Below are 26,030 nucleotides of genomic sequence, written 5' to 3'. Positions count from 1 at the left end.
ATGTCACCGTGCCTTCGCCTTCTCGTCGCCGGGCAGCACATAATCCGTGCCTTCCCAGGGCGAAAGAAAATCGAAGTTGCGGAATTCCTGCCTCAGTTCGACGGGCTCGTAGACCACCCGCTTGACCTCGTCGTCATAGCGCACCTGGACGAAACCCGTCAGCGGGAAGTCCTTGCGCAGCGGATAGCCCTCGAAACCATAATCGGTCAGGATGCGCCTGAGATCGGGATGGCCGGTGAAGAGGATACCGTACATGTCGTAGGCTTCGCGCTCGAACCAGTCGGCACCCGGGTAGACGGCGGTCGCGGAGGGCACGGGCTCGTCCTCGGCCGTCGACACCTTCACGCGGACGCGAAGGTTCTGACGCGGCGACAGGAGATGATAGACGACGTCGAATCGTTCCGGCCGCTGCGGATAGTCGACGCCGCAGATGTCGATAAAGCTGACGAAACCGCACTGCACGTCGTCGCGCAGGAAGGTCAGGAGCGCGATCAGATTCTCGGCCTCGACCGTCAGCGTCAGCTCGCCGTATTCGATCACCGAATCGGCGATTAGCGCGCCGCGTGTCTCGCGAAGGTAGGACGAAAGCTCGTTAAGGGCTTCACTCATGATTGCAAGACCCCCTGCCCTTAGCGCTCGATCGTGCCGGTGCGGCGGATCTTCTTCTGCAGCAGAAGCACGCCATAAAGCAACGCTTCCGCCGTGGGAGGACAGCCTGGCACATAGATGTCGACGGGCACGATGCGATCGCAGCCGCGCACGACCGAGTAGGAATAATGATAGTAACCGCCGCCATTGGCACAGGAGCCCATGGAGATGACGTAACGCGGCTCGGGCATCTGGTCGTAGACCTTGCGCAGAGCCGGCGCCATCTTGTTGGTGAGCGTGCCGGCGACGATCATGACGTCCGATTGACGCGGCGACGCGCGCGGCGCAAAGCCGAACCGCTCGGCGTCGTAGCGCGGCATCGACATCTGCATCATCTCGACGGCGCAACAGGCGAGACCGAAGGTCATCCACATCAGCGAGCCGGTGCGCGCCCAGTTGATCAGTTCGTCGGTCGAGGTGACGAGGAAGCCCTTGTCGGCCAGCTCGTTGTTGATCTCGCCGAAGAATGCGTCATTGCTGCCGATCGGCTTGCCGGTCGCGGGATCGAGGATCCCCTTCGGCTGCGGCGCAACGAGCGTGGTGCCGGATGCTAGTTCCATTCCAGCGCTCCCTTCTTCCATTCATAGATAAAGCCGACCGTCAGGACCAACAGGAAGGCCATCATCGACCAGAAGCCGAACCAGCCAATCTCCTTGAACGAGACCGCCCAAGGGAAGAGGAACGCGACCTCAAGGTCGAAGATGATGAAGAGGATCGACACGAGATAGAAGCGGATATCGAACTTCATGCGGGCGTCGTCGAACGCATTGAAGCCGCATTCATAGGCCGATAGCTTTTCCGAATCAGGCGCCTTGAAGGCGACGGCAAAGGGAGCGACCAGGAGAGCGAGGCCGATCACAAGCGCGATTCCAATGAAAATCGCGATCGGAACATAGGAACCGAGAAGTTCAGTCATTTTATCCGTCCCTGCCTGCGGAGCGCGCTGGGAGACGCACTTTGAACACATGTAGCCGCAGGCCGAAAATCATGTTGCAACGCCAGAGTGGTTAGCGCAGCACGCGGCTGGGCGCAAGCCTCGAAGGGGGATTTAAACCGGTTCATGGCACAGCTTTGCGGCGCCGTGTCTCACCATGGACGCAGGCGGCACCGTCCGCCCGGCAACGTGCCGAAGCATCGGGAAGCCGCAGGCCGGGACCGATCGCCGCAGCGCAGCAAACGAAGACGTCCGAGGCGAAAACGATGAAGAAATGGCGCGAGTGACGGGGCTCGAACCCGCGACCTCCGGCGTGACAGGCCGGCACTCTAACCGACTGAGCTACACCCGCGCATCGTGGCCTCGCGGCCATTATCTCATCATCGGCACGTTTTGAGAATGCCGAGGTCCAGTTTCAAGAGTGGCGCGAGTGACGGGGCTCGAACCCGCGACCTCCGGCGTGACAGGCCGGCACTCTAACCGACTGAGCTACACCCGCATCCTCTTGACTGGCCGGAGCGCTTACGCACCCCTCTCAAGGCGGCCCGGCCGTCTTGATGAGCGGCTAACTAAGCGGTTCGCATTTGGGTGTCAAGCGTGTTTGAAGACAAATCCGTGACGGACGGAATTTTGATCCACAGGGGCTCCAAACGCGTAGGAAGGCCGAACCGCAGCTGGTCCACCTTCCTGCTGAGCGGCTATTGCCGAGGTGCTGTGGGCGGATGCGGTAAGCGGAGTCCGCTCCTCTTTCATCGACCCGCTCTTGGGCCGCCTTGAGCCGAGGATGACGAAGGCCGAGGACGGCAGGCGCCGTCGTCCTCAAGGCAAGGACATTCCCCTCCAACATTCGCGGTCGGCTGGTCGACTTCTCCACAGCCTCGTTCTGCATCGATCCAAGCATTCGAGGCGGCTCACAAAAAAATAGAAAAAATCGCCGAAATCCTCTTGCGGTTTTTCCCGGTTGCGCATAGATCACGCCCACCGACGCGGCGGACACGGCTTCGCAACGCGAAAGGGCGATTAGCTCAGTTGGTAGAGCGCCTCGTTTACACCGAGGATGTCGGGAGTTCGAGTCTCTCATCGCCCACCATTTCCCTTTCGATGACTGACTTCCACCCCACTCTGCTCACCCTCCGCGATATTGCTCGTCGGTCACATGCTCGAGCCAGTCCACCGCCTTGCCGTCGAGCACTTCCTGGATGGCGATGTGGGTCATCGCGGTCTCTGCGGCGGCGCCGTGCCAGTGCTTCTCGCCCGGCGGAAACCAGACGACATCGCCGGCGCGGATCTCGCGCATGGGCCCGCCCCAACTTTGGGCCAGGCCGCGCCCGTTAGTGACGATCAGGGTCTGGCCGAGCGGATGCGTGTGCCATGCGGTACGCGCGCCGGGCTCGAAGGTCACCGTTACCACGCGAACCCGTGCGGGCGCCGGCGCCTCGATCCCCGGGTCCTGACGCACGGCGCCCTCAAAATACTCGGCCGGGCCGCGCAGCGACGGCCTTGATCCACATTCATAAATTTCCATCCGGAATTCCTCCTGGTGCAATGGCGTGGCGGGTTCTCCCACGTTATGGCCAATCGCCGGCGCTTGGAACTCCTTCTTTGGCGGGCGTGGTTGCCACCCGGAGGATTGTCTCGTTACTGCCGCCCGCCGGCATGCGCCGCCGGCTTTACGCTTCAGAAACTTCTTTTTCAGAGACTTCTCACATTCGCCGCGGCCTCAGCCGTGCCGGCCATGACGGCTTCCTCTCCAGATGCGATCTGTCGATGCCCCTTGATTGATCGGCAGGTCCGCCCATGGTCCGCCGGCGAAGGACCAGTAGCCCGATGCAAAAGTTGTTTTCCAAGCTGTCGCTGACGACGAAGCTCGCCGCGATCATCATCATGATCAATCTCGTCGGGCTCGGCGCAATCACCTATCACGGGTGGCGCAGTGAGATCGATTCCTCACTCGAGGGCGCAGAGCAGGCTTGGACCATCACCACCCAGCAAATGGCGAACATCGCTGCGGGCGGCGTCAAGTGGAACAAGGCGGAGGCCGTACAGGGGGCCTATGCCCTCTATCGCGACGAGTCGCAGGGAGCGCTGATCTATTTCAGCGCCGTGAACGGAAGCGGCGCCGCGGTCGATAGCTGGGCTCGCGATGGCGCAATCACCGTCGAAGCGGGAAATGCCGCAGCAACGGCACTCATCAGCAAGGCCCCGGAAAACGCGGCCGCCGACGAAACGGCCGGCGGCCCCGGCACCGTCACGGTTGTGGTGCCGTTGCCCGCCGGCAAGAACGGCAAGCCGGGCGGCTATGTCACCACGATCTGGTCGACCGGTACCATTCTCGCGGCGGCCGAGGCGCATAGCCTGATGCTGGTCGGCTCGCAGTCGGCGGTCATAGCAATCGTCATCGGCACCTTCCTCGTCGCAATGCGCGGCCTTGTCGGCAAGCCGCTCACCGCCCTCAGCACACGCATCGGCCAACTCCAGAACGGCGATCTCGCCTCGCCGGTCGCCCACGGCGATCGCGGCGACGAGATCGGCGTGATTGCCCGCGCGCTCGACGTGTTCCGCAGGGAGGCCGAAGACAAGATCCTGCGCGAGGATGCAGCGCGCCGCCAAGCCATGGCCATGGAAGAGGAGCGCCTTCGCGGCGCGCGCCAGATCGAGGAGGGCGCAAACCGCCAGTCGCAGGCCATTGCGAAGCTTGGCGAAGCGCTCGAGCGGCTGGCCTCCGGCGATTTCGCAGTCTCCCTGCCCGAGATCGGCGCCGACTTCGAGAACCTGCGCTACGACTTCAACCGGATGGTTGCCGCCGTGTCCGCCGCAATTTCGGAGATCGGCAGCTCCGCCATGTCCGTCGAGGCTGGCGCGACCGAAATTGCGCATTCGACGAACGACCTGTCGCGGCGCACCGAGCAGCAAGCGGCCGCGCTGGAACAGACCGCCGCGGCGCTGGACGAAATCACCGCCACCGTGCGCAATTCCTCGCTCAGGGCGAACGAGGCGGGCACGCTCGTCACCAATGCAAAAAGGGGCGCCGCCAATTCCGCGGCCGTCGTCGCCAAGGCGGTCGGCGCCATGGATCGTATCCAGAACTCGTCGTCGCAGATCGGACAGATCATCGGCGTCATCGACGAGATCGCCTTCCAGACGAACCTGCTCGCGCTGAATGCCGGCGTCGAGGCGGCACGCGCCGGCGAGGCCGGCAAGGGCTTTGCCGTCGTCGCTCAGGAGGTGCGCGAGCTTGCGCAGCGCTCGGCGACCGCGGCAAAGGAGATAAAGGATCTTGTCGGTGCTTCCCACACGGAGGTCGCCTCGGGCGTCGCGCTCGTCAACGAGACCGGCAACGCGCTGAGGACCATCGAAACGGAAATCAACAAGATCACCGAGAGCATCCAGGCGATTGTGCTCTCCTCCGACGAACAGTCCGGCGGCCTGCAGGAGATCAATTCGGCGATCAACCAGATGGACCAGGGCACCCAGCAGAACGCCGCCATGGTCGAAGAGACCAATGCGGCTTGTCAGGAGCTCACGAGCCAGAGCCGCAGACTGCGAGAGGCGGTGAACCGCTTCAAGTATGACGGTCAACACTCCTCCGCCGTGCCTGCGGCTGCAGGCATTGCCAAGCCCGCGTCCCCGGTACGATCCGCCGCGCCCGCGCGGTCGGCCATCCACGAAATCCGCGGCAATGCAGCCGTTGCCGCCCGAACCGGCGAATGGGAAGAGTTCTGAACCTCACCCCCTTCGCCAAACCATGAGCTCTCGCTCCGCCGGCGGATGGACCGCGGCGGGCAAACAAAGGGAAGTACCAATGAAGAAATCACTTGCAAGCCTGCTCGTCGCCACGGCCGCACTGATCGCGACGGTCCCGGCACCCGCCCTTGCCGAAGGGGAGCATGTCGCGTCCGTCACGGAATATGTGGAGGCTACCGTCAAGCCGTGGCTTTCGGACGCGGCCGTCATCGAGGCGATCAAGGCGCAGAACGCGACGAACGCCAATCTCAGCCAGGGCGACATAGATGCGCTCGACAACAAGTGGCGCGCCGAAATCGAGGGCAACGACAAGCCGATGATAGACGGCGTGCTCGGCAGCGCCCTGTCGAAGTTTCTGAAGGGTAAACAGGAGGAGGCCGGCGGCCTCGTCACGGAAGTCTTCGTGATGGACGCCAAGGGCCTCAATGTCGGTCAAAGCGACGTCACCTCCGACTATTGGCAAGGGGACGAGGCGAAGTTCCAGAAGAGCTTCGGCGCCGGCCCGGACGCGATCTACGTCGACGAGGCCGAGAAGGATGAGTCGACCCAGATGCTGCAGGCGCAGGCCAGCGTGACGATCAAGGATCCGCAGAGCGGCGAAGCGATCGGCGCCATCACGGTCGGGGTCAATCTCGACTCGCTGTAAGCACCGAGCACATCACCAGCCATTCCAACGGGCCCTTCGCGGGCCCGTTTCCGTTGCATCCAAAGCTACCGAGCCTTCCGCCCCCGATTTTCGGCCGATGCAACAGACGGCGACGGACAGCATGCCCGGTTTGGCCCTTGCTTCACAATCTGTGAATCTTGACCGTCGGGCAGGCGCTGCGGGCGATGCCACAAAGATGTTCGTGGTGCGTCAGGTAGATCACCTGACCGACCCGCGCCATCTCCGCCATCAGTTCGAAGGCGCGGCCCGAGCGGTTGTCGTCGAAGGTCTCCATGATGTCGTCGGCGATGAACGGCAGCGTCTCGCGGGCCGCTGCGACCTCGTGGTAGCCGGCGATGCGGAGCGCCAGGTAGAGCTGGAAGCGGGTGCCTTTCGAGAGGTCGGCTGCGAGCTTCGAGCCGCCGGCGGACGCATTGGCCATCAGAAACTCCTGCCCCCTGTCGGCTTGCGTCGAGAGGCCGGAATACTCGCCGCCGCTGATATGCGCGAAAGTGCGCGAGGCGCGCTGCATCATCGCGCTACGATGGCGCTCTCGGAACAGCCGGATGGCGTGCTCGGCGGCCGCCACGCCTGCCCGCAGCCGCAGATAGCCGATCGCCTTGCTCTCGATTTCGAGAAGAAGGGTCCGCTGCCGCTGCTCCAATTCGGCAGCCCTGTCACCACCCTCCACCTCGGTTAGCGCCCTCTCCTTGCTGCGCACCTCCGCATGCAACTCGCTGACGTCGCGGTCGGCCGCATCGATCGTTTCATCCAGCCGTTCCAGTTCGACGCTGAGTTCGGCCTGGTCGAGCGCCGCAAGCATAGCTTCGGCTTCGCCGATCGCGGGTACGGCGAGACGTGTCATAAGATCGTCCTCCAGCTCGGCGCATCTTTGCCGGAGCCGCTCCTGCTCGCGCACAGCCTCCAGGCACGAGGCGGCCACGTCGAGGGACGGACAGCCGAAGAAGTCGAGAACCACCTGTCTGGTCGCCAAATCGAGCCGTTCCTCGTCGCGCAACGACTTGAGGCTCTCCTCCAGGCGGGCAATGTTGCCGCAGACCCCAAGGCGCCGCTCGTCCGTCCGCTTTGCCGCGGTAATCCGATCGCGGACGCCGGCAAAGCGTACCAGCACATCGCCCTCGGCGACATGCCCCAAGGCGTCGGCGATACCGGCGACCGCCTCGGCAAAAGCGGTTCGGTCCCGGCGCATGCTGCCTATGCGATGATCGAGTTCACCCTTCTTCTGCATCAGCTTGTCGAGGTCCTGGAGCGCGGCGAGCACCGGACCGATCTCGTGCGGCAGCGGACGTTCACCCCTTCGGGCAAGCCAGCTCTCCGTCAGTGCATCGTCCCACTCTTGCTGCCAGTCGCCGATCGCGGCTTTGGCCGCGGCGAACGCGGCCTCCCGGCTCTCCAAGGCTTCGGTTGCGCGGCGGAGCCGGGCAAAGGCAGCGCCGCGCGCGGCCGAGGCCGCCTGGGCCTCAGAGACGAGCCGTTCCGCGAAGGCAAGCATCTCGTCGAACCGCTCGGGCAGGTTTTCGGCCACGCCGAACCGTTTCAGTTCGTTCCGCAAGCCGCACAGCGCCGCCTTCTCCTGCTCGGCGGCGCCGTCATGCGCCTGCCGAGCAGCCCGCAAATCCGAGCGCAGCTCCAGCGCCGTCGCGCGCGCTGAGAGCCAGGCCTCCAGCTGCGGCAGCATGATGCCGTTAGGTAAGCCGCACCCGTCTGCGGCAGAAGCCACGGCTGCGCTCAAACATTGCCGCTCCGCGGTCACCGCTTCTTTCTGTGCTTCCAACGCTTGCAGGCGGGCACGCCGTTCAGCGATCGCAAGCGTCAGGCCACGCATCGCAGCCACCCGCTCCGCCTGTGCCAGGCGGAGCGCGCAGGCGGCGTCATCTGCCTTCAACGCCGTCTCGAAGGCCAAGGCCGTCGCAGCGTCGAGACCGCTGCGGTGGGCCTGCCAGGCAAGGTCGCGCTGTCTCCGCAGCTCGCCCGCCGCCGCATCGTCGACGACGGCGCCATCGGCGGCGAGCGCGGCGAGGCGCGCCTCATCTCCGGCCTGCCGCTCGGTCTCGTCGGCGATCCTGTCATCGAGTCGGAGCCGGCGCTCCGAAAGGGCGGCGTCTTGCGCCCGCCACGTTTCGATCACACCAGGGGCCGGAACCGTCAGGGCCGACAGATCGTCGGCGCCGCCGGCGAAGGGCCGCAGGGCGTCCAACGCGTCGGTAAGTGCTGTCTCCAGCCGCACGACTTCAATTGCCGCCGTCTGCCGGCGCAGGTGGCAATCGGTCTGGCGCAAGAAATGCAAGCGGTCGGCAAACGGGCCCGGATCCGCGGCACTACCCTTCAGGTCGGCAAGCTCGCGCTCCGCCTCCTGCCGATCGGCCCTCGCACTCTCCGCCTCCTCACGCGTCGCCGCCAGCCTTTCCGAAAGGCTGGCGTGGCGGTGGACCAGCTCCTGGAGCCGCGCGGCGTGCGCAGCCGGCAGGAGGAGCGATGCGGGCTCCGTATTCCCCGCCTCTCCAAGACGAATGAGGCATACGTCGATTTCCGCGACGGTCCTTGCCAAATCATCGAGACGGGAGGGCATGTCGCGTGCCGCCGTCAGGTAGCGTGCTTCGAGCGCCGCCTCGCGAAGTGCCTCGAACCGCTCCGAGAGTGCAAGCGCCTCGTCGTCTAGTGGCACCGCCTCGAGCTCCTGCCGGCGGCATGCAAGGTCCTCGTCCAACTGCTGCAGCCTGGCGGCGAGTTCGGCCTCGCGCTTGCGCAGCTTTGGCACCTCGTGCCACCAATCCGCCGGCGGCACCGGCAGCGGCTTCCGACATGCGAGCTCGTCACGAGCCGTGCGGAGCCGCGCAAGAAGCGGCAGGGCGTCGAGTTTGGCACGGAGCTGGTCCCGGTTGACGCGCAGTTCGGCGCGCGCCTTCGCTGCCGCCTCGTGCCGGTCTCGCGCTTTTGCGAGCGCCTTGCGAAGGGCGGTATAGTCGCGGGCATTCACATCGATCGCCCGGCGCTCCGCCTTGAGCGCATCGAGCTCCGCTTTCAGCTCCGCCAGTCCGTGCTTACGCCCCTGGGGCCGGAAGAAAGCGTCAGCCTCTTGTCGCAGGTTCGAGAGCGCCGCGGTGCTGTCCGGCAGGCCGGAGCTAGCGGAAAACAGAAGCGCGCCCAGTTCGCCCTCGCTCTTCAGGATGGCTTCGCCGCCCTCTTCGATGCTGTCGTCGTCGAGCGAGAACATCATGCGATAGGTATCGCGATCGACTGCGCCGAGCGCCGCGGAGAAGAGATTGTCCGGCAGGGGCTGTTCGTCCGGGCCGATAAGACTGTTGGCGTTGCGCTTGACCCGATAGGCATGGTGGCTCCGGCCACCGGCCTCGACAAGGCCGCCGATCCGCATCGTCTGGTATGGGTGCAGGAAACCGTAGGGGCTCTTCCGGTCGATGCCGAAGAGTAGATCGAGGAAGCCGGAAAAGAGCGTGGATTTGCCCGCTTCGTTCGGTCCGTATACGAGGTGAAAATCCGGCTCTGCGGGCTTTGCGCCGCCGAAGTCCAGGCTCCGCTCGGTAAACTTGCCGTAGCGGACGAGGTCCAGCTGACTGAGCCGCATCAGTCGATGCCCTCGCCTGCGCCTGCACTACGTCCGTGAAGATGCGAGAGCACATCGGCACTTCCCGCAAACGCGGCATCGCGCACCAGTTCCTCGAATCTCTCTTCGTCCGCCGCCAGGAGGGAGCGCAACTCGGCCGGCAGTTGCTGCAGAAGCTCCTCGGCAACGCATTTCAATTCGGAACGAAAGCCGAAGGCCGGCAGAACGTCGCCCTCGACAAGTGCCGCAAGCTCACCCATCGGATCCGCCCCCAGGCGGCCTTCATCGTCCCGGCCTTCGCTGCACAGAATTTCGATTTTCTCGACCCAGCAGCCTCCGAGCGCCGCGGCTAAATGGGCGATCTCCGCCTCCAAGAGATCGGCATCGCGCCGCAGGCGCCAGGCGAGCGATGTGGTTCCACTGAGGCCCACCCGCAGGATCAGATTGTCCGCCGGCACTCCGTTTCGCAGGAGCAACAGTTGCCGGCCGACTTCATCCAGCATACCGCGCCAGTCGGCAACGCCCGTCAGGTCGACGCGGAGTCGCTCGAAAACAGCCGTGCCGATCGGCCGTTCAACGAGGAACAGGTCGCCATCCTCGTCGATCGTGACGAGCGTGACACCCTTCACGCCCGCCTCGTTGATGTCGCGGCCCTGCGGCATTCCGGGCATGACGATGCAGGGCTTCCGGCCGTGCACCTGCCGCTGGTGGATATGGCCGAGCGCCCAGTAATCGAAACCATGCCGCTCGAGATCGGCGACGCTGCAGGGAGCGTAGGGATCATGTCCCGCAGAGCCGGCAAGGCTGGTGTGCAGCATGCCGATGTTGATGGCACCGGCCACCGGAGACTGGAAGTACGGCAGCAGGCTCTCCGCTGCGTGCGGATCGGCAAAGCTCATGCCGTGGATGTGGACGGGCCTGCCGTTTTCGAGCGTCTTGGCGAGCGCCGGCTTGCTGCGCCCGGAGAAGACATGGGCCGAGGCCGGCAAGGTGAGCTCCCGCGTCACTTGCGATTGCGCGTCGTGATTGCCCCTGATGATGAAGGTGCGGATGCCCGCTTCGTCGAGGCGGCGAAGCTCCCCGGCAAGAAAGAGCGCCGTGTTCATCGAGGTCTGGGTGCCGTCGTAGAGGTCACCTGCAATGAGCAACGCGTCCACGGCCTCGGCGAGGCAGAGATCGACGATGCGCGCCAGGGCATTGCGCGTCGCGCTTCGCACGAGGTCGGCGAGCTCCGTATTGCGGAGGGCCAGACTGCGTAAGGGGGAATCGAGATGGAGATCGGCGGTATGAACAAATCGGAAGGGCATGGCCGGACCATGGCCCGAGCGCGCGTTGCTCGTCAATGGGAGCCGGACACGGCCGTCGCCAGCGGTGCAACTTATGCCGTATTTTGAAAGCTTAGCGGATTCGTAACGCCTAGCTCGCTAGTTTTCTCGGGATGCGCGTCTGCGCATCGACAGCACCGGAATGATTCCTGCTTCGGCTTCCGCTCCGTCATGACGATCAAGAGCCGGAAGATGCATTCACCGTCCACGGATCGTTCCGGAGTAAGACATGTCCCGCCTGAAGATATCGCATACGCTGATCGCGCTCTTTGTTCTGGTGACACTGATCGTCGCCACGCTCGCCGCCGCCTCCATCAACGGCGTTCGCATGATGAATGAGCGGAACGGCGAAATCGCCAAGAGCTGGTTGCCGCGCGTTTCGTTGGCGCGTGCGCTCAAGACGCAGCTCTCCGACACGCGAACTGTCTTTGCCCGGCACCTGATCTCGCTCACGCCCTTTGAAAAGAAGGGCGCAGAAAAAGCGATCCGTGAGATCGTCAGCGGCTTCGAAAAGCTCGCCGAGGACTATGCTGCCTTGGCGACGTCGGATGCCGACAAGGCCGCGCTCGACAAGGTGCACGCGGCCTACAAGGCCTATCTCGCAGTCGCCGATGGAATGGTGAAATACTCCAACGACCTCCAGAACATGAAAGCTCAGCACGTCTTCAAGGTCGACATGCGGGTCGAAGGCGAGAAGGTGGATGTGGCGATCGGCGAGTTGCTCGATCAGAACCTCGCCGGAGCCGACGCCGCCGTCGCCGCCAGCGACGCAACCCACCAGCTGATCGTGACGATCGATTCCATCGTAATCGGCCTTGCAGCAGCGATCGTTCTCGGGTCGATCGCCTATGCCGTTCGTGGCGTTGCCCGCCCGATTCAGATCATCACCCGCTCCATGGCGAGGCTCGCGGAGGGGGATGCGGCGAGCAGTATTCCCTACGGCACCCGCAAGGACGAGATCGGCGAGATGGCGCGCGCTGTCGAGGTCTTCCGCCAGGCGGCGATCACCAATCAGAAGCTCGAGGAAGAGGCCGGCATCCAGCGCGCCGAGGCCGAGGCCGAACGTCAAAGGGTGACCCGCGACGCCGAGGCCGCGGCCCAGCAGCGCCTCCGTGAAGCGACGGCCGGCCTTGCGAGCGGCTTGCAGCGGCTCGCCTCCGGCGATCTGGCCTTCCAGCTCACTGAGCCCTTTGCGCCCGACTTCGAGCAGCTCCGGCACGACCTGAACCAGGCGGTTGCCCAGCTCGCCGACACGCTGGCGGCCGTTTCCGTCAGCTCAGGCAGCATCGACGGCCGCGCGCGCGAAGTAAGCCACAGCGCCGATGACCTGTCGCGGCGCACGGAACAGCAGGCGGCCTCACTGGAAGAAACGGCGGCCGCGCTCGATGAGATCACCGTCAACGTTGCCAACTCCTCCAAACGCACCAACGAAGCCCGGACGATCGCCGCCCAGGCGAACGAGAGCGCTCACAAATCCGGCGCAATCGTCGCAGGCGCAATCGACGCCATGGGCCGCATCGAGCATTCCTCCAGCCAGATCTCCAATATCATCGGCGTCATCGACGAGATCGCCTTCCAGACGAACCTTCTGGCGCTCAATGCCGGCGTTGAAGCGGCCCGCGCCGGCGAGGCCGGCAAAGGCTTCGCGGTCGTCGCACAGGAGGTGCGCGAGCTCGCACAGCGATCGGCCAACGCCGCCAAGGAGATCAAGGAACTGATCCGCAATTCGGCAAGCGAAGTCGAGGGCGGCGTCCGACTCGTCCGCGAAACGGGCGCGGCCCTGCGCACCATCGAAGGCTTCATCGTAACCATCAACGAACATATGGATGCCATTGCGGTCTCGGCCCGAGAGCAGTCCACCGGGCTTTCGGAGGTCAATATGGCCGTCAACCAGATGGACCAGGTTACGCAACAGAACGCCGCAATGGTCGAAGAGGCCAATGCCGCGAGCGCAACGCTGGCGCAGGAGGCAAGCCGCCTGCGCGATTTGATCAGCCGCTTCACGCTGGCCGAAACCAAGGATCATGGCTACGGGTCGCGTCACGCCGCATAGCAGACACAGCGGCTTTCCTCTCGCATCGTCAACGGCCCCTCAGACGGGGCCGTTACTTTTGCAACTGCCGGTGTTCTCCTTAAGAATTGCCGGGTTTTTGTCGACAAACATGGCGATTGTCACTATCAATAGGGTTACTGCCATTTGACATGGCCCCTCAACATACAGCCATGATGGTCATGAAGAAGACATTCGACGTTTCCGACAAGCTGTTCGAACTCTACCACCGCATTCATCGTCTGGTGAACGAGTCGATGACGGAGGAAGGCGTCTCGCTTGCCCGAAGCAAGTTCCTGTTCTTCCTGAGCAAGCTCGGACCGTGCCGATCGACCGACATCGCCTGCGCCTTGAATTTCGCGCCGCGGACCGTGACCGAGGCGATCGACGGCCTGGAGCGCGACCGGCTGGTGATGCGCAAGCCCGACCCGGAAGACCGCCGCGCCAAGATCGTCTCGATCACCGACACCGGCCGGGCCGTGCTCGAGGCGGCGGAGCATCCGCGCAAGCAGTTGCTCGAGGAAATCTTCTCGGCGCTCGACGACGATCAGCTCGACCAGCTCTTCGAGATCGTCAGCAAGCTCGTCGTGAAGACCGACGAGATCCGCAAGCGCAAGGAAGCGGCGGAGGAGCAGGAGATCGCTGCCGCACCGTGAAGGCCCGACTGTTTCGGTCGCAAGATGAAGAGGCCGGGATCTCATGTCCCGGCCTCGTCATTTCTTCTGGCGGTCGCTTACATCGCGTTGATGGCACCGATGGAGAAGAACAGGGTTTCGCCTGAGGAATCGTCGACGCCATCATTGTCGGTGACGACGTAACCGCTGCCGGCCGCGTCGACCGTGAAGCCCTCGACCTTGTCGACCACATAGCCGTTGAGCGCCTTCAGCTCCGGGATGAGATCCCGAACCTCTTCCTTCTTCACGACCGGCAGTTCGCCCCCGAGGGCGGCAGGCTTCAGCTCTGCAAGCGGCACGCGGTAGAGCTTCTTGGTCTTCGCCGCGGCGCCGATCAGATTGTCTCGTTCGACGACGTAGGCGAAGTCGCCATGGGCGGAAATCTCCGAGAGACCGATCCAGCCCTGCTCCGACTTGTCGAGCGGATAGCGGACCGCGCCCCACTCTCTGGTTGCAGGCCTGTAGGAGACGAGTTTCACGAAGCCTTTCTCGTCGTCCTTCCATTCGCGCTGCACCGCCATCCACAGGGTCAATTCGTCGCCTTCGCCGACGGCCGAAATGCCTTCGAAACCGAAACGGACCTCATTGGCCCTGAGTTCGGCCGGAGGCGCGATCTCCTGCTTGATCTCGCCCTTCTCGTTCACATGGAGGATCGCGTGACTGTAGAGCTTTTCCGAATTGCCTTCTGAAGCCAGCCAGAAGCCGCCTTCACCATCATTGGCGATACCTTCGATATCCAGCTTCTGGGCAGGCGCGCCGTCGCGGGTAATCACCAGCGCCTCGGTGATCAAGGCCGGCTTCTGCGTCGCGTCGATCGTGAAGATCGTCGGCCGTGACGTGTAGACGGAGTCGTTGACCGCGCGCAGGAAACCTGGCCTGTCCGGAACCGCGGCGAGGCCCGAAAGCGCCCCGAAACCGATCGGCACGCCATCCTTCTCTGCGGAACGTATCTGCGGATAGGCCGCCTCCCCCTCCCCTCGCTCGTAGATCATGACATGTGCGCGCGCACCGCCGTCCTCGATGAGGTCGACCTCGTTGGCGATCGCCAGCAGGTTACGCTGCGGAATGGCGACGGCACCCTCGGGCGAGATGCCGGACGGCAGGAGCTGCAGCAGTTCCGGTTCGGCGCCGGTGTCCTTGTAGACGCCGACGATCGATGAACGTTCCGAAAGGACGAAGAAGAGATCGTCGTCGCCGAAGCGTGCCGCTTCGAGGCCTTCCGGCTCGACGCCCTTGGCCGACGACCTCTTCTCCGGATAATGGCCGATCGCCGCGATAGCATGCTCGAGGCTCGGGCCGGATTCGAAGAGGACCTTGCCGCTCTTGTCGAAGACGGTGAAGCCGCGTGCGCCGCCCTCGTAATCACCCTCGTTGGCGACGACCAGACGCTGGTCACCGAGCCACTTCACCGCGTCGGGCTCGCGCTTGCGGCCGGCCTGTTCGCCGGTAAAGCCGATGGCGCCGTCACGCTTGACGTCGATGTTCTTGAGATCGACCTTGCCGGCGGAGAAATGCGCCTTCACCGCTGCGGACTTCCCGTCGATGATGACGATGTGATTGTTTTCCTGCAGGGTCAGGGCGATTTCGTCCTGGCCGTTGAAGGCGACGAATTCCGGTTCCGGATCGTCGCCGGCGACTTCGGCAAGGCCGGTCAGGGCCACGCGCTTGATCGATGCGCAGTCCGCAATGCCGTCCTTCAGCGACAGAATCATAAGATCACCCGCCGGCATCTGCGGGATCATGCCGTCATTGACTTCTTCGTCGCGCTCGTTCTCGATCGCAATGGCGGCGAGCGTCCCGTCCTTATTGACGGCGACGGAATCCGGCTGACCGCCGAGATCGCAGGTGGCATCCTGCTTTTTCGTCGCGAGATCGACCACGGCAAGCAGGCCCGAGGGATTGGTAAAGCTTTCGCTCGTGTTCACGGCCACCAGGACCTTGCCACCGGCGATCGCCACGGAGGTCGGTTCGCCATCGAAGGAAACGGTGCCGGCAGCGGCTGGCGCCCTGGCATCGGTAATGTCGATAAAGCCGATGCGCTTGCCGGGGCTATCGCTGTAGACGAGCGTGTTGCCGTCGTCGCTCGCCGTGATGATTTCGGCGGAGGTCGGCGCCTCGCGTTCGCCCTCGGGTAGGTTATCGGCGACCGCAAAGGATGCGATGCGGTTAAAGACCTGTTCGGCCCGAACGGCGGTTGCGGTCGATGCGGCAAGTGCAGCAGCCAAAGCTGCGGTGATGGAAAGTGCTTTCATTGATCTCCCTCCTTGTCGCGGCGCTCGCATTTGCGCCGCTGTGGCATCCGGAATCGGCCGGTTGCCTCACGCCCCGGATGGGAGGTTTTTGCAGCCGCCCTGTAACAGTCCGATGACAGCGGAGGAAAACTGAAAAGAGGCCCGGCTGGGCCGGGCCTCAATCAACCTGCCTGCACGCGCTTTCCAAAGAGAGCGCAAGAGGCAGAGGAACATGAACCTGTTGGGCCTGCAATCCGCAGCCACCACGCGGAAAAGCCGACCGGCGATCGCTCGGGTTCCGTCGGAACCCGGAAGCGCTCGATTAGTTGACGGCGTCCTTGAGGCCCTTGCCGGCCGTGAACTTCGGCACGTTGCGTGCCGGGATGTCAACTTCCGCACCCGTCGACGGGTTGCGGCCCTTGGAGGCTTCGCGGCGGGTCACGGAGAAGTTGCCGAAACCGACGAGGCGGATATCGCCGCCGTTCTTCAGTTCGCTCTGGATGGTCTCAAAAACTGCATCCACTGCAGAAGACGCATCGGCCTTGGAAAGACCGGCCTTCTCGGCGACGGCAGCCACGAGCTCATTCTTGTTCATGTTTCCACCCCTTTCATACTGGTTCGAAACGACTGTGCTTCTTAAGCCGGGGCGGCATGTGCTTCACCCACGTCTTGCCATTCCCAATTGCGCCTAATCCCTTGGAATGCAAGGCTTGCGGGCTGCTTTACAACAAAAAAGACCGGCGAAATGCCGGTCTTTTTTGATTTTTTGGTCAAACTGCGCCACGCGGGACACAGTCCCGTGCCGCTTTCGACATCTGTCAGTGGGCGATCGACGCCCCCGCCTCGTCCTGCGAATCGACCGAAGCAATGGAGGCGGCCTCGTTCGACGCATCCCATTCGATCGGCTCGGGGCGCCGGATCAGAGCGTGTTCCAGTACCTCGCCCATCCGCGAAACGGGGATGATTTCGAGGCTGTTCTTCACGTTGTCCGGGATCTCGGCGAGGTCCTTGGCGTTCTCTTCCGGGATCAGCACCTTCTTGATGCCGCCGCGCAGGGCCGCCAGCAGCTTCTCCTTCAGGCCACCGATCGGCAGGACGCGACCGCGCAGCGTGATCTCGCCGGTCATCGCCACATCCTTGGAAATCGGGATGCCGGTCATGACCGAGACGATCGCCGTCGCCATGGCGACGCCCGCCGATGGGCCATCCTTCGGCGTCGCGCCTTCGGGCACGTGCACGTGGATGTCGCGCTTGTCGAAGAGCGGCGGCTCGATGCCGAAATCGATCGCACGCGAGCGGACATAGGATGCCGCCGCCGAAATCGATTCCTTCATGACGTCGCGCAGGTTGCCGGTGACCGTCATGCGGCCCTTGCCCGGCATCATCACGCCTTCGATCGTCAACAGCTCGCCGCCGACCTCGGTCCAGGCGAGACCGGTGACCACTCCGACCTGATCGTCGCGCTCGGCTTCGCCATGGCGATAGCGCGGCACCCCGAGATAGTCATGGACGTTTTCCGCCGTCACCTCGACCTTCTTGGTCCTGCCCTTGAGGATCTCGGTCACCGCCTTGCGCGCAAGCTTCATCAGCTCGCGTTCGAAATTGCGGACGCCCGCTTCCCGCGTATAGGTCTGGATGACCGCCATCAGCGCGCCGTCAGTAACAGAGAACTCGTTCGGCTGCAGCGCATGATCGCGGATCGCCTTCGGCAACAGGTGCCGCTTGGCGATCTCCCGCTTTTCCTCTTCGGTGTAGCCGGCGATGCGGATGACTTCCATGCGGTCCATCAGCGGCGGCGGAATGTTCAGCGTGTTCGCCGTAGTGATGAACATCACGTTGGAAAGGTCGTATTCGACTTCGAGATAGTGATCCATGAAGGTCGAGTTCTGTTCCGGATCGAGCACCTCGAGCAGCGCTGAAGACGGATCGCCGCGGAAGTCCTGGCCCATCTTGTCGATCTCATCGAGCAGAAAGAGCGGATTGGATTTCTTCGCCTTCTTCATCGACTGCACGACCTTGCCCGGCATGGAGCCGATATAGGTCCTGCGGTGACCTCGGATCTCGGCTTCGTCGCGCACGCCGCCCAGCGCCATGCGGATATATTCGCGGCCGGTCGCCTTGGCGATCGACTTGGCGAGCGAGGTCTTGCCGACGCCGGGAGGGCCCACAAGGCACAGAATCGGGCCTTTGATCTTCGCGGAACGGGCCTGCACGGCCAAATACTCGACAATGCGCTCCTTGACCTTATCGAGGCCGAAATGGTCGGCGTCGAGCACCTTCTCGGCGTGGTTGAGGTCGGTCTTGATCTTGGACTTCTTGCCCCAGGGCAGGCCCAGGAGCCAGTCCAGATAGTTGCGCACGACCGTCGCTTCCGCCGACATCGGGCTCATCTGGCGCAGCTTCTTCAGTTCCGCGTCAGCCTTCTCGCGCGCTTCCTTGGAAAGCTTCGTCTTGGAGATGCGCTCTTCGATTTCGGCCATCTCGTCGCGGCCGTCCTCGCTGTCGCCCAACTCCTTCTGAATCGCCTTCATCTGTTCGTTGAGATAGTACTCGCGCTGCGTCTTCTCCATCTGGCGCTTGACGCGCGAGCGGATGCGCTTCTCGACCTGCAGCACCGAGATCTCGCCTTCCATGAAGCCGAGCGCCTTTTCGAGGCGCATCTTGACGCTGGTGGTCTCCAGCATCTCCTGCTTCTCGACGATCTTGATCGAAAGGTGCGAGGCCACAGTGTCGGCGAGCTTGGAGTAGTCGTCGATCTGGCTTGCGACACCGACGACTTCGGGAGAAATCTTCTTGTTCAGCTTCACATAGCTCTCGAATTCCGAGACGACCGAGCGGCTCAGAGCCTCGATCTCCACCGGATCTTCTTCCGGCTCGCGCAGCGCATGGGCCACCGCTTCGTAGAAATCGTCCCGTTGCGTATAGTGATCGATCTCAGCGCGCGCCCGCCCCTCGACGAGGACCTTGACGGTGCCGTCGGGGAGTTTCAAGAGCTGCAAGACATTGGCGATCGTTCCCACCTGGTAGATCGCAGAAGGCTCCGGATCGTCGTCCGTCGCGTTGATCTGTGTCGCCAGCATGATCTGCTTGTCAGTGCCCATGACTTCTTCAAGCGCGCGGATCGATTTCTCGCGACCGACGAAGAGCGGCACGATCATGTGCGGGAACACAACGATGTCACGCAGCGGCAAAACCGGATAGGTCGCGCTCTCAGTCGCCGGAGACGTTTTGTTGGTCATGTCAATTCCTTTCCGTCCCGATTTTCGGGCCCGTTCCCGGGAGCCTCAGCAGCACTCCCGGCCATCACTTTTCCATCTGAAAGTGGAGTGCGGAAGATACCTTTTCAAGGCCAGGTGCAATCCCGCTTCCATGACAATTCCGCCCCCTATGCTGAAATGCTGTTGCGGACCTTACGACACGGGGACCAGTGCACTGCAACCGGCTTCATTGAATCGTCACATCATCGCGTCGTTGCGGAGGTTTAGCAATAAACGATTTGCTTGATAGCAATGATTTTGCGCCCGAAATTGTTCAAAAATGGGGAGAAAACACGCCGAAAATCGGGAATGGAGTCTCGCGGCCGGGCGGTCTCTTGCCTGTGGTTCGGCCAGCCGGGCGCTCGACCGCAGAATCCGTGAAAAAAGCCCGCGAATGGCGGGCCCTTTCAACTGACCAGAGCGGAGCCATCAAGCCGAGACGTTGGTCTTTTCCTCGGAGCGGTCCGAGTAGATGTAGAGCGGCCGTGCCGTCCCCTTGACCACCTCGTCCGAAATGACAACCTCGCGAACGCCCTCGAGCGTCGGAAGCTCGAACATGGTGTCGAGCAGGATCTTCTCCATGATCGAGCGCAGGCCGCGCGCCCCGGTCTTGCGTACGATCGCCCGGCGGGCGATTTCCCTGAGCGCGTCCTCGTGGAAGGTCAGTTCGACGTCTTCCATCTCGAACAGCCGCTGGTACTGCTTGACCAGCGCGTTCTTGGGCTCCGACAGGATCTGGATCAGAGCGTCCTCGTCGAGATCCTCAAGCGTCGCCAGAACCGGCAGACGGCCGATGAATTCGGGAATGAGGCCGAACTTGACCAGATCTTCCGGCTCAAGTTCGCGCAGCACTTCGCCCACGCGGCGGTCTTCCGGCGCGCGAACGGTGGCCCCGAAGCCGATCGAGGTCTTTTCTCCGCGGGCGGAAATGATCTTGTCGAGCCCGGCAAAGGCACCGCCGCAGATGAATAGGATGTTGGTCGTATCCACCTGCAGGAATTCCTGCTGCGGGTGCTTGCGGCCGCCTTGCGGCGGCACCGAGGCAACGGTTCCTTCCATGATCTTGAGCAACGCCTGCTGCACGCCCTCGCCCGAGACGTCGCGGGTAATCGACGGGTTGTCGGACTTGCGCGAGATCTTGTCGACCTCGTCGATATAGACGATGCCGCGCTGGGCGCGCTCGACGTTGTAGTCGGCAGCCTGGAGCAACTTCAGGATGATGTTCTCGACGTCCTCGCCGACGTAGCCCGCTTCTGTCAGTGTCGTCGCATCGGCCATGGTGAAGGGAACGTCGATGATCCGTGCCAGCGTTTGCGCCAGGTAGGTCTTGCCGCAACCGGTCGGCCCGACAAGCATGATGTTCGACTTCGCCAGTTCGACATCGCTGCTCTTGGCCGCATGCGCCAGGCGCTTGTAGTGGTTGTGCACGGCGACCGACAGGATGCGCTTGGCCTGCTGCTGGCCGATGACATACTCGTCGAGGACCTTGATGATTTCCTGGGGAGTCGGGACGCCATCGCGAGACTTGACCATCGAGGTCTTGTTCTCTTCGCGGATGATGTCCATGCAGAGTTCCACGCATTCATCGCAGATGAATACGGTGGGCCCGGCAATCAGTTTGCGAACTTCATGCTGGCTCTTGCCGCAAAACGAACAATAGAGGGTATTTTTCGAGTCACCGCCGTTGCTACCGCTGACCTTGCTCATTTTCACTTCCTTCCAGCACGCCGGACACCTTCGGAAAAGATATCGCGGACTACTCAAATCGCCTTGCGCGGGCCCTCATCGCCCGCACGAAGTCCCTGGGAGTACACACCGCTCAGGCAAGCTGCCCGACCTTCGGCTGCAACGACTCTCCCCTCGACATCGCAACGCTACGCATAGAACCCATAGCATAGCATCTCGGCTCATATTAGCGGCTTTACCCTACCGATAAAGCCCTTCGCCGTTACAAATGCGTCACAATTGCATCTGCGCGGACACAAAAACTCGACTTCAAGCCGTTGCGCCACCTTCGGTGGCTTCTCGCGAGGTGATCACCTTGTCGATCAAACCCCAGTCTAAAGCCTCGTCGGCACTCATGAAATGATCGCGGTCTAGAGTCTGTTCCACCTCTTCATAGGTGCGACCGCAATGCCTGACATAAACTTCGTTCAGCCTGCGCTTCATTTTGATGATGTCCCGCGCATGCCGCTCGATGTCGGAGGCCTGGCCCTGGAAGCCGCCCGACGGCTGGTGCACCATGATGCGCGAGTTCGGCGTCGCGAAGCGCATATCCTTGTGGCCGGCGGCCAAGAGCAGCGAACCCATCGACGCCGCCTGGCCGATGCAGAGCGTCGAGACCGCCGGCTTGATGAACTGCATCGTGTCATAAATGGCCATGCCGGCCGTCACAACGCCGCCCGGCGAATTGATGTAGAGCGCGATTTCCTTCTTCGGGTTTTCCGCTTCGAGGAAGAGCAACTGTGCGCAGACAAGCGTCGCCATGTGATCTTCGACCGGGCCCGTCAGGAAGATGATGCGCTCCTTGAGAAGCCGCGAATAGATGTCGTACGACCGTTCGCCGCGGTTGGTCTGCTCGACAACCATCGGCACCAACGCCATGGCCGTATCAACTGGATTTCTCATATCGAACCTTCATCAGTCAGGCCCGCAATGCCTTGCGGACCGGGAATCATCGGATAGCCTCGGCCTTACATAGAGTGTCAATGCCCTTCACTTCAAGTCGCGAACGCTCGATAAGCTTAAAGGTCGCGGCTTCCGGACCCAAAGCTTTTCATTGGCCACGCTCCCCTGCCGATAGAACATTTTTCCAACGGGCGCCTCTGGCACGCACATGTCATGCCGCCTTGCGCACAGGCATTCGCGATCATGCGGTAAACGACCCGTAAATTCCACGGGTACTCATCGGTCTTGGACGCCTGAGCATGGCGCGGCTCAAAGCTGTGATTCCAATGGCAGAAAGCGGATCGCGCCTGCGACAAGCCGACGGAACAGGGTTGCCCTGGGCTCATGCCTGAGCAGCCGGGCCGCACCGCTCGCACGGTCGCGCCAAACGGGCCGCCCGCCTTCGAGCAGCAGCCTGTAACTCCGCTCAGGCAAGGTCTCTTCGTCGAAGATCGTATCGAGTTCGGCGGCGAGCGCCCGGTCGGAGAAAATGATCCCCATCTCCGTATTCAGTGACGCGGATCGCGGGTCGAAATTCATCGATCCCACATAGCCGGTCATGCCGTCGACAAGGAACGCCTTGGTGTGGAGACTCGCATTGCGCGCACCGAACAGCGACATGCGGTGGCGATCAGTGAAGTCGCCGCACTCCTTGAGTTCATAGATGTCGACGCCGCCGCGAAGCAGCGCCCTGCGGTATTTCACGTAGCCGCCATGAACGGCCGCCACATCGGTCGCCGCAAGCGAATTGGTCAGGACCGCCACCCGTACGCCATTCGCCGCAAGCGCCGTCAGTTGGCGGGTACCCGCAGCGCCCGGTATGAAGTAGGGCGATACGATGCGCAGGTCGTGCTCGGCCGCCTTGATCAGCGGAAAAAGCTCCCGCAGCAGCCAGTTCTGCCGCTTCTGCATCAGAGCCTTTTCCGGCGGATCGAAAGCCACGCGGACGACTTCGCACCGGTGGAGGGTGCGACTGCCCCAGTAGAGGCCCGGACCGGCCTCCGAAGCGCCGACCTTTTCCAGGTAGAAGCGGGCGGCAGGCGTGCGTGCCAGCGTTTGGAGACTCCCCCTCAGCGCCGGCAGATAATGCTTGCGCGGCGTTCTCAGCGCGCCGATCGGCAAAACGGAGGCGCTGTTCCAGTAACGGTCGAACATTTCCGTCGCCTGTTCGACGACCGGCCCCGTCATCCACACGTCAAGGTCGCGGAAATTGGACAGTTCCGCCGCGTCGAAATAGGCGTCTCCTATATTGCGACCGCCGGAAATCGCCAGGCGCCCGTCCGCTATCCACAGCTTGTTGTGCATCCGCCGCGTCGCGCTGAACGCGCGAACCGCCATCTCGAATCCGCGACGGAAGCGGTCGACCCGGGCACGGCTCGGGTTGAAAAGGCGCACGTCGACATTCGGGTGAGCGTCAAGCGAAATGCAAAGGCGGTCGTGAATGCCGGCATTGATGTCGTCGAGGAGCAACCGGACGCGCACGCCCCGATCCGCCGCTGCGATGATCTCGCGGGTCAGCAGGAAGCCGGTCAGATCGTCCTTCCAGTAATAATATTGCAGGTCGAGGCTGCGCCCGGCCCGGCGGGCCGACTGGGCGCGCACGACAAAGGCTTCGACGTTGTCCGATACCAGAGCAATCGCGCTCCGGGGCAAGCCCTCGACCGCAAGCGAGGCAACGCCTCTGTCGATTTCCGTCTCATCGCCGACAATAGGCAGGGCAAAGGAAGGCGGCGCCTGGGGGCGGCGACCGAACACGCCGTAGACGTAGACTGTCGCCGCCGCGAGCAGCGCAAAGAGCACGATGAGGAAGAGCGCAACCCAAGAAGCCATGCCTGCCGCCTACGGCGCCGCGTGCCCGTTCGGGCGCGCACGAGCCATCATGAAACTCCGTGCCTCGAGTTTACGCCTGAACCCTCTCCGAATTCACCTGGGTGCGACATTCTTTACACGGGCTCCACCCCGAGCAGCCCGGCGCGGCGTCCGTCCTCGTCCTTGATGGCGGCCTTCAGATCGATCGATGCCTTGACCGGCAGGTGATCGGAAGCCACGCGCGCAAGCGGCGTATCGTGCACAGCGACGGAGGTCACGAGCTGGTGCGGATTGCCGAGCACCCGGTCGAGCGGAAAAAGCGGAAAGCGCGACGGAAAGCTTGCGACCGTCGCGTGGGAGGGGTCGAAGAGGGGACTGAGGAATCTCAGCGACGAGCGCTTGCCCATGCGCCACTCGTTCAGATCTCCGATCAGGAGCGTCGGCCGGGCGCCGCCGTCGGCGGCGACTTGCATGATCGTCTCGGCCTGTCGGGCGCGGGAGTGGCGCAGCAGGCCGAGATGGGCGGCGATCACCCTTAGCGGTCCGACCTGGAGGTCGAGATCGACGACGAGCGCGCCGCGCGGCTCGACGCCGGGAAGGTTCAACTGCCGCACATTGGAAACGGCCCCCTCCCTGAGCAATAGGACATTGCCGTGCCACCCATGCCCTTTTTCCGAAAAGGGAGAGATCGGCACCGAAACGAGATGCGCTTCCCGGCGCAGATGTTCGAGATCGAGAAGCCCGGCACGCTCGCCGAATCTCTGGTCGGCCTCCTGCAGGGCGACGATATCCGCTCCGAGTTCGGAGATGACCTGGGCGGTCCGGGTCGGGTCGAAGCGGCCGTCGATGCCGACGCATTTGTGGATGTTATAGGATGCGATCACGACGTCGCCGCGGCTCACAGCCGCGTCGCGATTGACGACGGTCGGCCGCCGCTTGCGGATCGCGGCCATAATGCCCGCGGACAATATACCTTGCGATCTCGCCATGCTGCTCCCTGCTTGCCGCCGCATCATGCTCAAATAAGTCTGTCAGTGCCACCCAAAAACGTCGACTTTGTGCCCACCTTGCCTCCGGATGTGGTCGCCGATTGCACTTGCGGCAACGTCGTTCGGCGCAATAGAGATCTATGACATGCATCAAGAGACGAGATCATGACACCAGTTCCCGGCATCACCATCGACGGCGCCGCCCGGCGCGTACGCCTCGACGTTCGCAAGCCCGATTTCTACCGCAATCCGCTTCCCGCCTACGCGGCGCTCCATGCGGCGTGCCCCGCCTTCTTCTGGGAGGAGCGGCAGCAATGGTATTTCGCGGGCTACGACCAGGTGAACACGCTCCTGCGCGACCGCCGCTTCGGCCGCCAGATCCTTCATGTCGCAACGCGCGAGGAACTCGGCCTTCCCGAGCCGAAGCCGCATCTCAAGGATTTCGATGCGCTGGAGGCGCATTCGCTGCTCGAACTGGAGCCGCCAGCGCATACCCGCCTGCGCACGCTCGTCAACCGCGCCTTCGTTTCCCGGCAGATCGAGCAGTTGAGACCGGACATCGAAGCGCTTTCGCACGCGGTTATCGACACATTCGAAAAGGACGGCGAGGTCGAACTCCTGCAGACCTATGCGGAAACGATTCCTGTCACCATAATCGCGCGCATGCTCGGCATCCCCGTCGAGGCGGCCCCTCGCCTGCTCGACTGGTCGCACCGGATGGTGAAGATGTATGTCTTCAATCCGACCCTCGAGACGGAACTCGACGCCAACCGTGCCTCCGCGGAGTTCTGCGAATACCTCAAAGACATCATCGCCGGGAAACGCGCAAATCCGGCGGACGATCTGCTCACCCATATGATCACCTCCGAGAAGGACGGCGAGCGTCTCACCGAGGCCGAACTGGTCTCGACGACCGTCCTGCTTCTGAACGCAGGGCACGAGGCGACGGTGCACCAGATCGGCAATGCCGTGCGCACCATCCTCCAGGCCGGCCTTTCCGCCACCGCGCTCTTCGCGAACGACGAAACGACGGAGCGCACCGTCGAGGAATGCCTGCGCTTCGCAGCACCCCTGCACATCTTCCAGCGTTATGCACTGTCCGACATCGAACTCGAAGACGGCATCGCGCTCAAGAAGGGCGACAAGATCGGCCTGATGCTCGGTGCCGCGAATGTCGATCCGCGCAAATTCTCCGCAGCCGACAAGTTCAGGCCCGACCGCGATGAAGGTGCCAACGTCTCGTTCGGCGCCGGCCTGCACTTTTGCATCGGCGCTCCGCTTGCGCGGCTTGAGCTCAACATCGCGCTGCCGATCCTGTTCCAGCGGCTGCCTGGCATGCGGCTGAAAAACGAGCCGCCGGTCAAGGACAGCTTCCATTTCCACGGCCTGGAGCGGCTAGATCTCGTCTGGTGACACCCCCGGAATTCGTTCACAATCGGTTAAGCATGGGGCCCTATGCCCTTCTTACGGAAT

General features: G+C 63.0%; 18 protein-coding genes and 3 tRNA genes. 6 read left to right on the top strand and 15 right to left on the bottom strand.

Translation table 11 applies throughout. From position 1 onward, the window contains the following. Positions 1–3: 3 nt before the first annotated feature. The 5 genes from SJ05684_RS04420 to SJ05684_RS04400 all read right to left on the bottom strand — a co-directional run bounded on the left by SJ05684_RS04420 (position 4) and on the right by SJ05684_RS04400 (position 2,081). Complete coding sequence (locus SJ05684_RS04420) at positions 4–609, bottom strand: NADH-quinone oxidoreductase subunit C (protein ID WP_034854095.1); 606 nt, start codon at positions 607–609, stop codon at positions 4–6. A gap of 20 nt (positions 610–629) precedes the next feature. Next, complete coding sequence (locus SJ05684_RS04415; RefSeq protein ID WP_034854096.1) at positions 630–1,208, bottom strand: NuoB/complex I 20 kDa subunit family protein; 579 nt, start codon at positions 1,206–1,208, stop codon at positions 630–632. After that, on the bottom strand, positions 1,199–1,564 hold the full coding sequence (locus SJ05684_RS04410; protein WP_034854097.1) for an NADH-quinone oxidoreductase subunit A: 366 nt from the start codon (positions 1,562–1,564) through the stop codon (positions 1,199–1,201). Before SJ05684_RS04410 ends, SJ05684_RS04415 begins: the two co-directional genes overlap by 10 nt. Positions 1,565–1,857: 293 nt before the next feature. After that, a tRNA-Asp gene (locus SJ05684_RS04405) sits at positions 1,858–1,934 on the bottom strand. 70 nt (positions 1,935–2,004) lie between these two features. Then, positions 2,005–2,081 (bottom strand) — tRNA-Asp (locus SJ05684_RS04400). Positions 2,082–2,596: 515 nt separating this feature from the next. Between SJ05684_RS04400 and SJ05684_RS04395 the strand changes: the two genes are divergently transcribed. Next, positions 2,597–2,672: transfer RNA gene (locus SJ05684_RS04395), tRNA-Val, on the top strand. 36 nt (positions 2,673–2,708) lie between these two features. On the opposite strand, the gene SJ05684_RS04390 is transcribed toward SJ05684_RS04395, so the two are convergent. Further along, the gene (locus tag SJ05684_RS04390) at positions 2,709–3,107 is read right to left on the bottom strand and encodes a (R)-mandelonitrile lyase (RefSeq protein ID WP_034854098.1); all 399 of its coding nucleotides are present in this window, start codon (positions 3,105–3,107) and stop codon (positions 2,709–2,711) included. Positions 3,108–3,409: 302 nt separating this feature from the next. Here SJ05684_RS04390 and SJ05684_RS04385 point away from each other — a divergent pair, with 302 nt between their 5' ends. Further along, complete coding sequence (locus tag SJ05684_RS04385) at positions 3,410–5,305, top strand: methyl-accepting chemotaxis protein (RefSeq protein ID WP_034854099.1); 1,896 nt, start codon at positions 3,410–3,412, stop codon at positions 5,303–5,305. 79 nt (positions 5,306–5,384) lie between these two features. Next, complete coding sequence (locus tag SJ05684_RS04380) at positions 5,385–5,972, top strand: hypothetical protein (RefSeq protein WP_034854100.1); 588 nt, start codon at positions 5,385–5,387, stop codon at positions 5,970–5,972. 142 nt (positions 5,973–6,114) lie between these two features. On the opposite strand, the gene SJ05684_RS04375 is transcribed toward SJ05684_RS04380, so the two are convergent. Both SJ05684_RS04375 and SJ05684_RS04370 read right to left on the bottom strand, forming a co-directional pair. Continuing rightward, positions 6,115–9,576, bottom strand: coding sequence for an AAA family ATPase (locus SJ05684_RS04375; RefSeq protein WP_034854101.1), 3,462 nt, complete (start codon positions 9,574–9,576; stop codon positions 6,115–6,117). Beyond that, positions 9,576–10,862, bottom strand: coding sequence for a metallophosphoesterase family protein (locus SJ05684_RS04370; RefSeq protein ID WP_034854103.1), 1,287 nt, complete (start codon positions 10,860–10,862; stop codon positions 9,576–9,578). Before SJ05684_RS04370 ends, SJ05684_RS04375 begins: the two co-directional genes overlap by 1 nt. 247 nt (positions 10,863–11,109) lie before the next feature. Here SJ05684_RS04370 and SJ05684_RS04365 point away from each other — a divergent pair, with 247 nt between their 5' ends. Both SJ05684_RS04365 and SJ05684_RS04360 read left to right on the top strand, forming a co-directional pair. Then, positions 11,110–12,933, top strand: coding sequence for a HAMP domain-containing methyl-accepting chemotaxis protein (locus SJ05684_RS04365; protein WP_034854104.1), 1,824 nt, complete (start codon positions 11,110–11,112; stop codon positions 12,931–12,933). Positions 12,934–13,112: 179 nt separating this feature from the next. Continuing rightward, the gene (locus SJ05684_RS04360) at positions 13,113–13,586 is read left to right on the top strand and encodes a MarR family winged helix-turn-helix transcriptional regulator (RefSeq protein WP_034854129.1); all 474 of its coding nucleotides are present in this window, start codon (positions 13,113–13,115) and stop codon (positions 13,584–13,586) included. 77 nt (positions 13,587–13,663) lie between these two features. Here SJ05684_RS04360 and SJ05684_RS04355 read toward each other — a convergent pair whose 3' ends face one another. The 7 genes from SJ05684_RS04355 to SJ05684_RS04325 all read right to left on the bottom strand — a co-directional run bounded on the left by SJ05684_RS04355 (position 13,664) and on the right by SJ05684_RS04325 (position 24,557). Further along, a complete protein-coding gene (locus tag SJ05684_RS04355; RefSeq protein WP_034854106.1) occupies positions 13,664–15,856 on the bottom strand; it encodes an esterase-like activity of phytase family protein in 2,193 nt (730 codons plus the stop codon). A gap of 301 nt (positions 15,857–16,157) precedes the next feature. Continuing rightward, positions 16,158–16,430, bottom strand: coding sequence for a non-specific DNA-binding protein Hbs (hbs, locus tag SJ05684_RS04350; RefSeq protein ID WP_034854107.1), 273 nt, complete (start codon positions 16,428–16,430; stop codon positions 16,158–16,160). A gap of 223 nt (positions 16,431–16,653) precedes the next feature. Beyond that, positions 16,654–19,074 (bottom strand): endopeptidase La, encoded by a 2,421-nt coding sequence (gene lon, locus SJ05684_RS04345; protein WP_034854110.1) that lies wholly within the window; start codon positions 19,072–19,074, stop codon positions 16,654–16,656. 447 nt (positions 19,075–19,521) lie between these two features. Beyond that, a complete protein-coding gene (gene clpX / locus SJ05684_RS04340; protein ID WP_034854111.1) occupies positions 19,522–20,799 on the bottom strand; it encodes an ATP-dependent Clp protease ATP-binding subunit ClpX in 1,278 nt (425 codons plus the stop codon). Positions 20,800–21,087: 288 nt separating this feature from the next. Beyond that, complete coding sequence (gene clpP, locus SJ05684_RS04335) at positions 21,088–21,720, bottom strand: ATP-dependent Clp endopeptidase proteolytic subunit ClpP (protein WP_034854113.1); 633 nt, start codon at positions 21,718–21,720, stop codon at positions 21,088–21,090. Between the two features lie 309 nt (positions 21,721–22,029). Continuing rightward, on the bottom strand, positions 22,030–23,589 hold the full coding sequence (locus SJ05684_RS04330; protein WP_034854115.1) for a phospholipase D family protein: 1,560 nt from the start codon (positions 23,587–23,589) through the stop codon (positions 22,030–22,032). A gap of 113 nt (positions 23,590–23,702) precedes the next feature. Further along, the gene (locus SJ05684_RS04325; protein ID WP_034854117.1) at positions 23,703–24,557 is read right to left on the bottom strand and encodes an endonuclease/exonuclease/phosphatase family protein; all 855 of its coding nucleotides are present in this window, start codon (positions 24,555–24,557) and stop codon (positions 23,703–23,705) included. A gap of 165 nt (positions 24,558–24,722) precedes the next feature. Here SJ05684_RS04325 and SJ05684_RS04320 point away from each other — a divergent pair, with 165 nt between their 5' ends. Continuing rightward, the gene (locus SJ05684_RS04320; RefSeq protein WP_034854119.1) at positions 24,723–25,970 is read left to right on the top strand and encodes a cytochrome P450; all 1,248 of its coding nucleotides are present in this window, start codon (positions 24,723–24,725) and stop codon (positions 25,968–25,970) included. Positions 25,971–26,030: the final 60 nt, after the last annotated feature.

The sequence above is a fragment of the Sinorhizobium sojae CCBAU 05684 genome (genome assembly GCF_002288525.1).
Taxonomy (GTDB): Bacteria; Pseudomonadota; Alphaproteobacteria; order Rhizobiales; family Rhizobiaceae; genus Sinorhizobium; species Sinorhizobium sojae.
The sequence above is the reverse complement of the archived record's forward strand: the minus strand, read 5'-3'. Positions and strand labels throughout refer to the sequence as shown.

Excerpts from the sequence above, each read along its gene's own strand:
- SJ05684_RS04410 (WP_034854097.1), bottom strand. The coding sequence starts at position 1,564 with ATGACTGAACTTCTCGGTTCCTATGTTCCGATCGCGATTTTCATTGGA.
- lon (WP_034854110.1), bottom strand. The coding sequence starts at position 19,074 with ATGACCAACAAAACGTCTCCGGCGACTGAGAGCGCGACCTATCCGGTT.
- SJ05684_RS04320 (WP_034854119.1), top strand. The coding sequence starts at position 24,723 with ATGACACCAGTTCCCGGCATCACCATCGACGGCGCCGCCCGGCGCGTA.
- SJ05684_RS04390 (WP_034854098.1), bottom strand. The coding sequence starts at position 3,107 with ATGGAAATTTATGAATGTGGATCAAGGCCGTCGCTGCGCGGCCCGGCC.
- SJ05684_RS04415 (WP_034854096.1), bottom strand. The coding sequence starts at position 1,208 with ATGGAACTAGCATCCGGCACCACGCTCGTTGCGCCGCAGCCGAAGGGG.
- SJ05684_RS04380 (WP_034854100.1), top strand. The coding sequence starts at position 5,385 with ATGAAGAAATCACTTGCAAGCCTGCTCGTCGCCACGGCCGCACTGATC.
- SJ05684_RS04365 (WP_034854104.1), top strand. The coding sequence starts at position 11,110 with ATGTCCCGCCTGAAGATATCGCATACGCTGATCGCGCTCTTTGTTCTG.
- SJ05684_RS04330 (WP_034854115.1), bottom strand. The coding sequence starts at position 23,589 with ATGGCTTCTTGGGTTGCGCTCTTCCTCATCGTGCTCTTTGCGCTGCTC.
- SJ05684_RS04325 (WP_034854117.1), bottom strand. The coding sequence starts at position 24,557 with ATGGCGAGATCGCAAGGTATATTGTCCGCGGGCATTATGGCCGCGATC.
- SJ05684_RS04360 (WP_034854129.1), top strand. The coding sequence starts at position 13,113 with ATGAAGAAGACATTCGACGTTTCCGACAAGCTGTTCGAACTCTACCAC.
- SJ05684_RS04385 (WP_034854099.1), top strand. The coding sequence starts at position 3,410 with ATGCAAAAGTTGTTTTCCAAGCTGTCGCTGACGACGAAGCTCGCCGCG.
- SJ05684_RS04420 (WP_034854095.1), bottom strand. The coding sequence starts at position 609 with ATGAGTGAAGCCCTTAACGAGCTTTCGTCCTACCTTCGCGAGACACGC.
- SJ05684_RS04370 (WP_034854103.1), bottom strand. The coding sequence starts at position 10,862 with ATGCCCTTCCGATTTGTTCATACCGCCGATCTCCATCTCGATTCCCCC.
- SJ05684_RS04355 (WP_034854106.1), bottom strand. The coding sequence starts at position 15,856 with ATGAAAGCACTTTCCATCACCGCAGCTTTGGCTGCTGCACTTGCCGCA.
- SJ05684_RS04375 (WP_034854101.1), bottom strand. The coding sequence starts at position 9,576 with ATGCGGCTCAGTCAGCTGGACCTCGTCCGCTACGGCAAGTTTACCGAG.
- clpX (WP_034854111.1), bottom strand. The coding sequence starts at position 20,799 with ATGAGCAAGGTCAGCGGTAGCAACGGCGGTGACTCGAAAAATACCCTC.
- hbs (WP_034854107.1), bottom strand. The coding sequence starts at position 16,430 with ATGAACAAGAATGAGCTCGTGGCTGCCGTCGCCGAGAAGGCCGGTCTT.
- clpP (WP_034854113.1), bottom strand. The coding sequence starts at position 21,720 with ATGAGAAATCCAGTTGATACGGCCATGGCGTTGGTGCCGATGGTTGTC.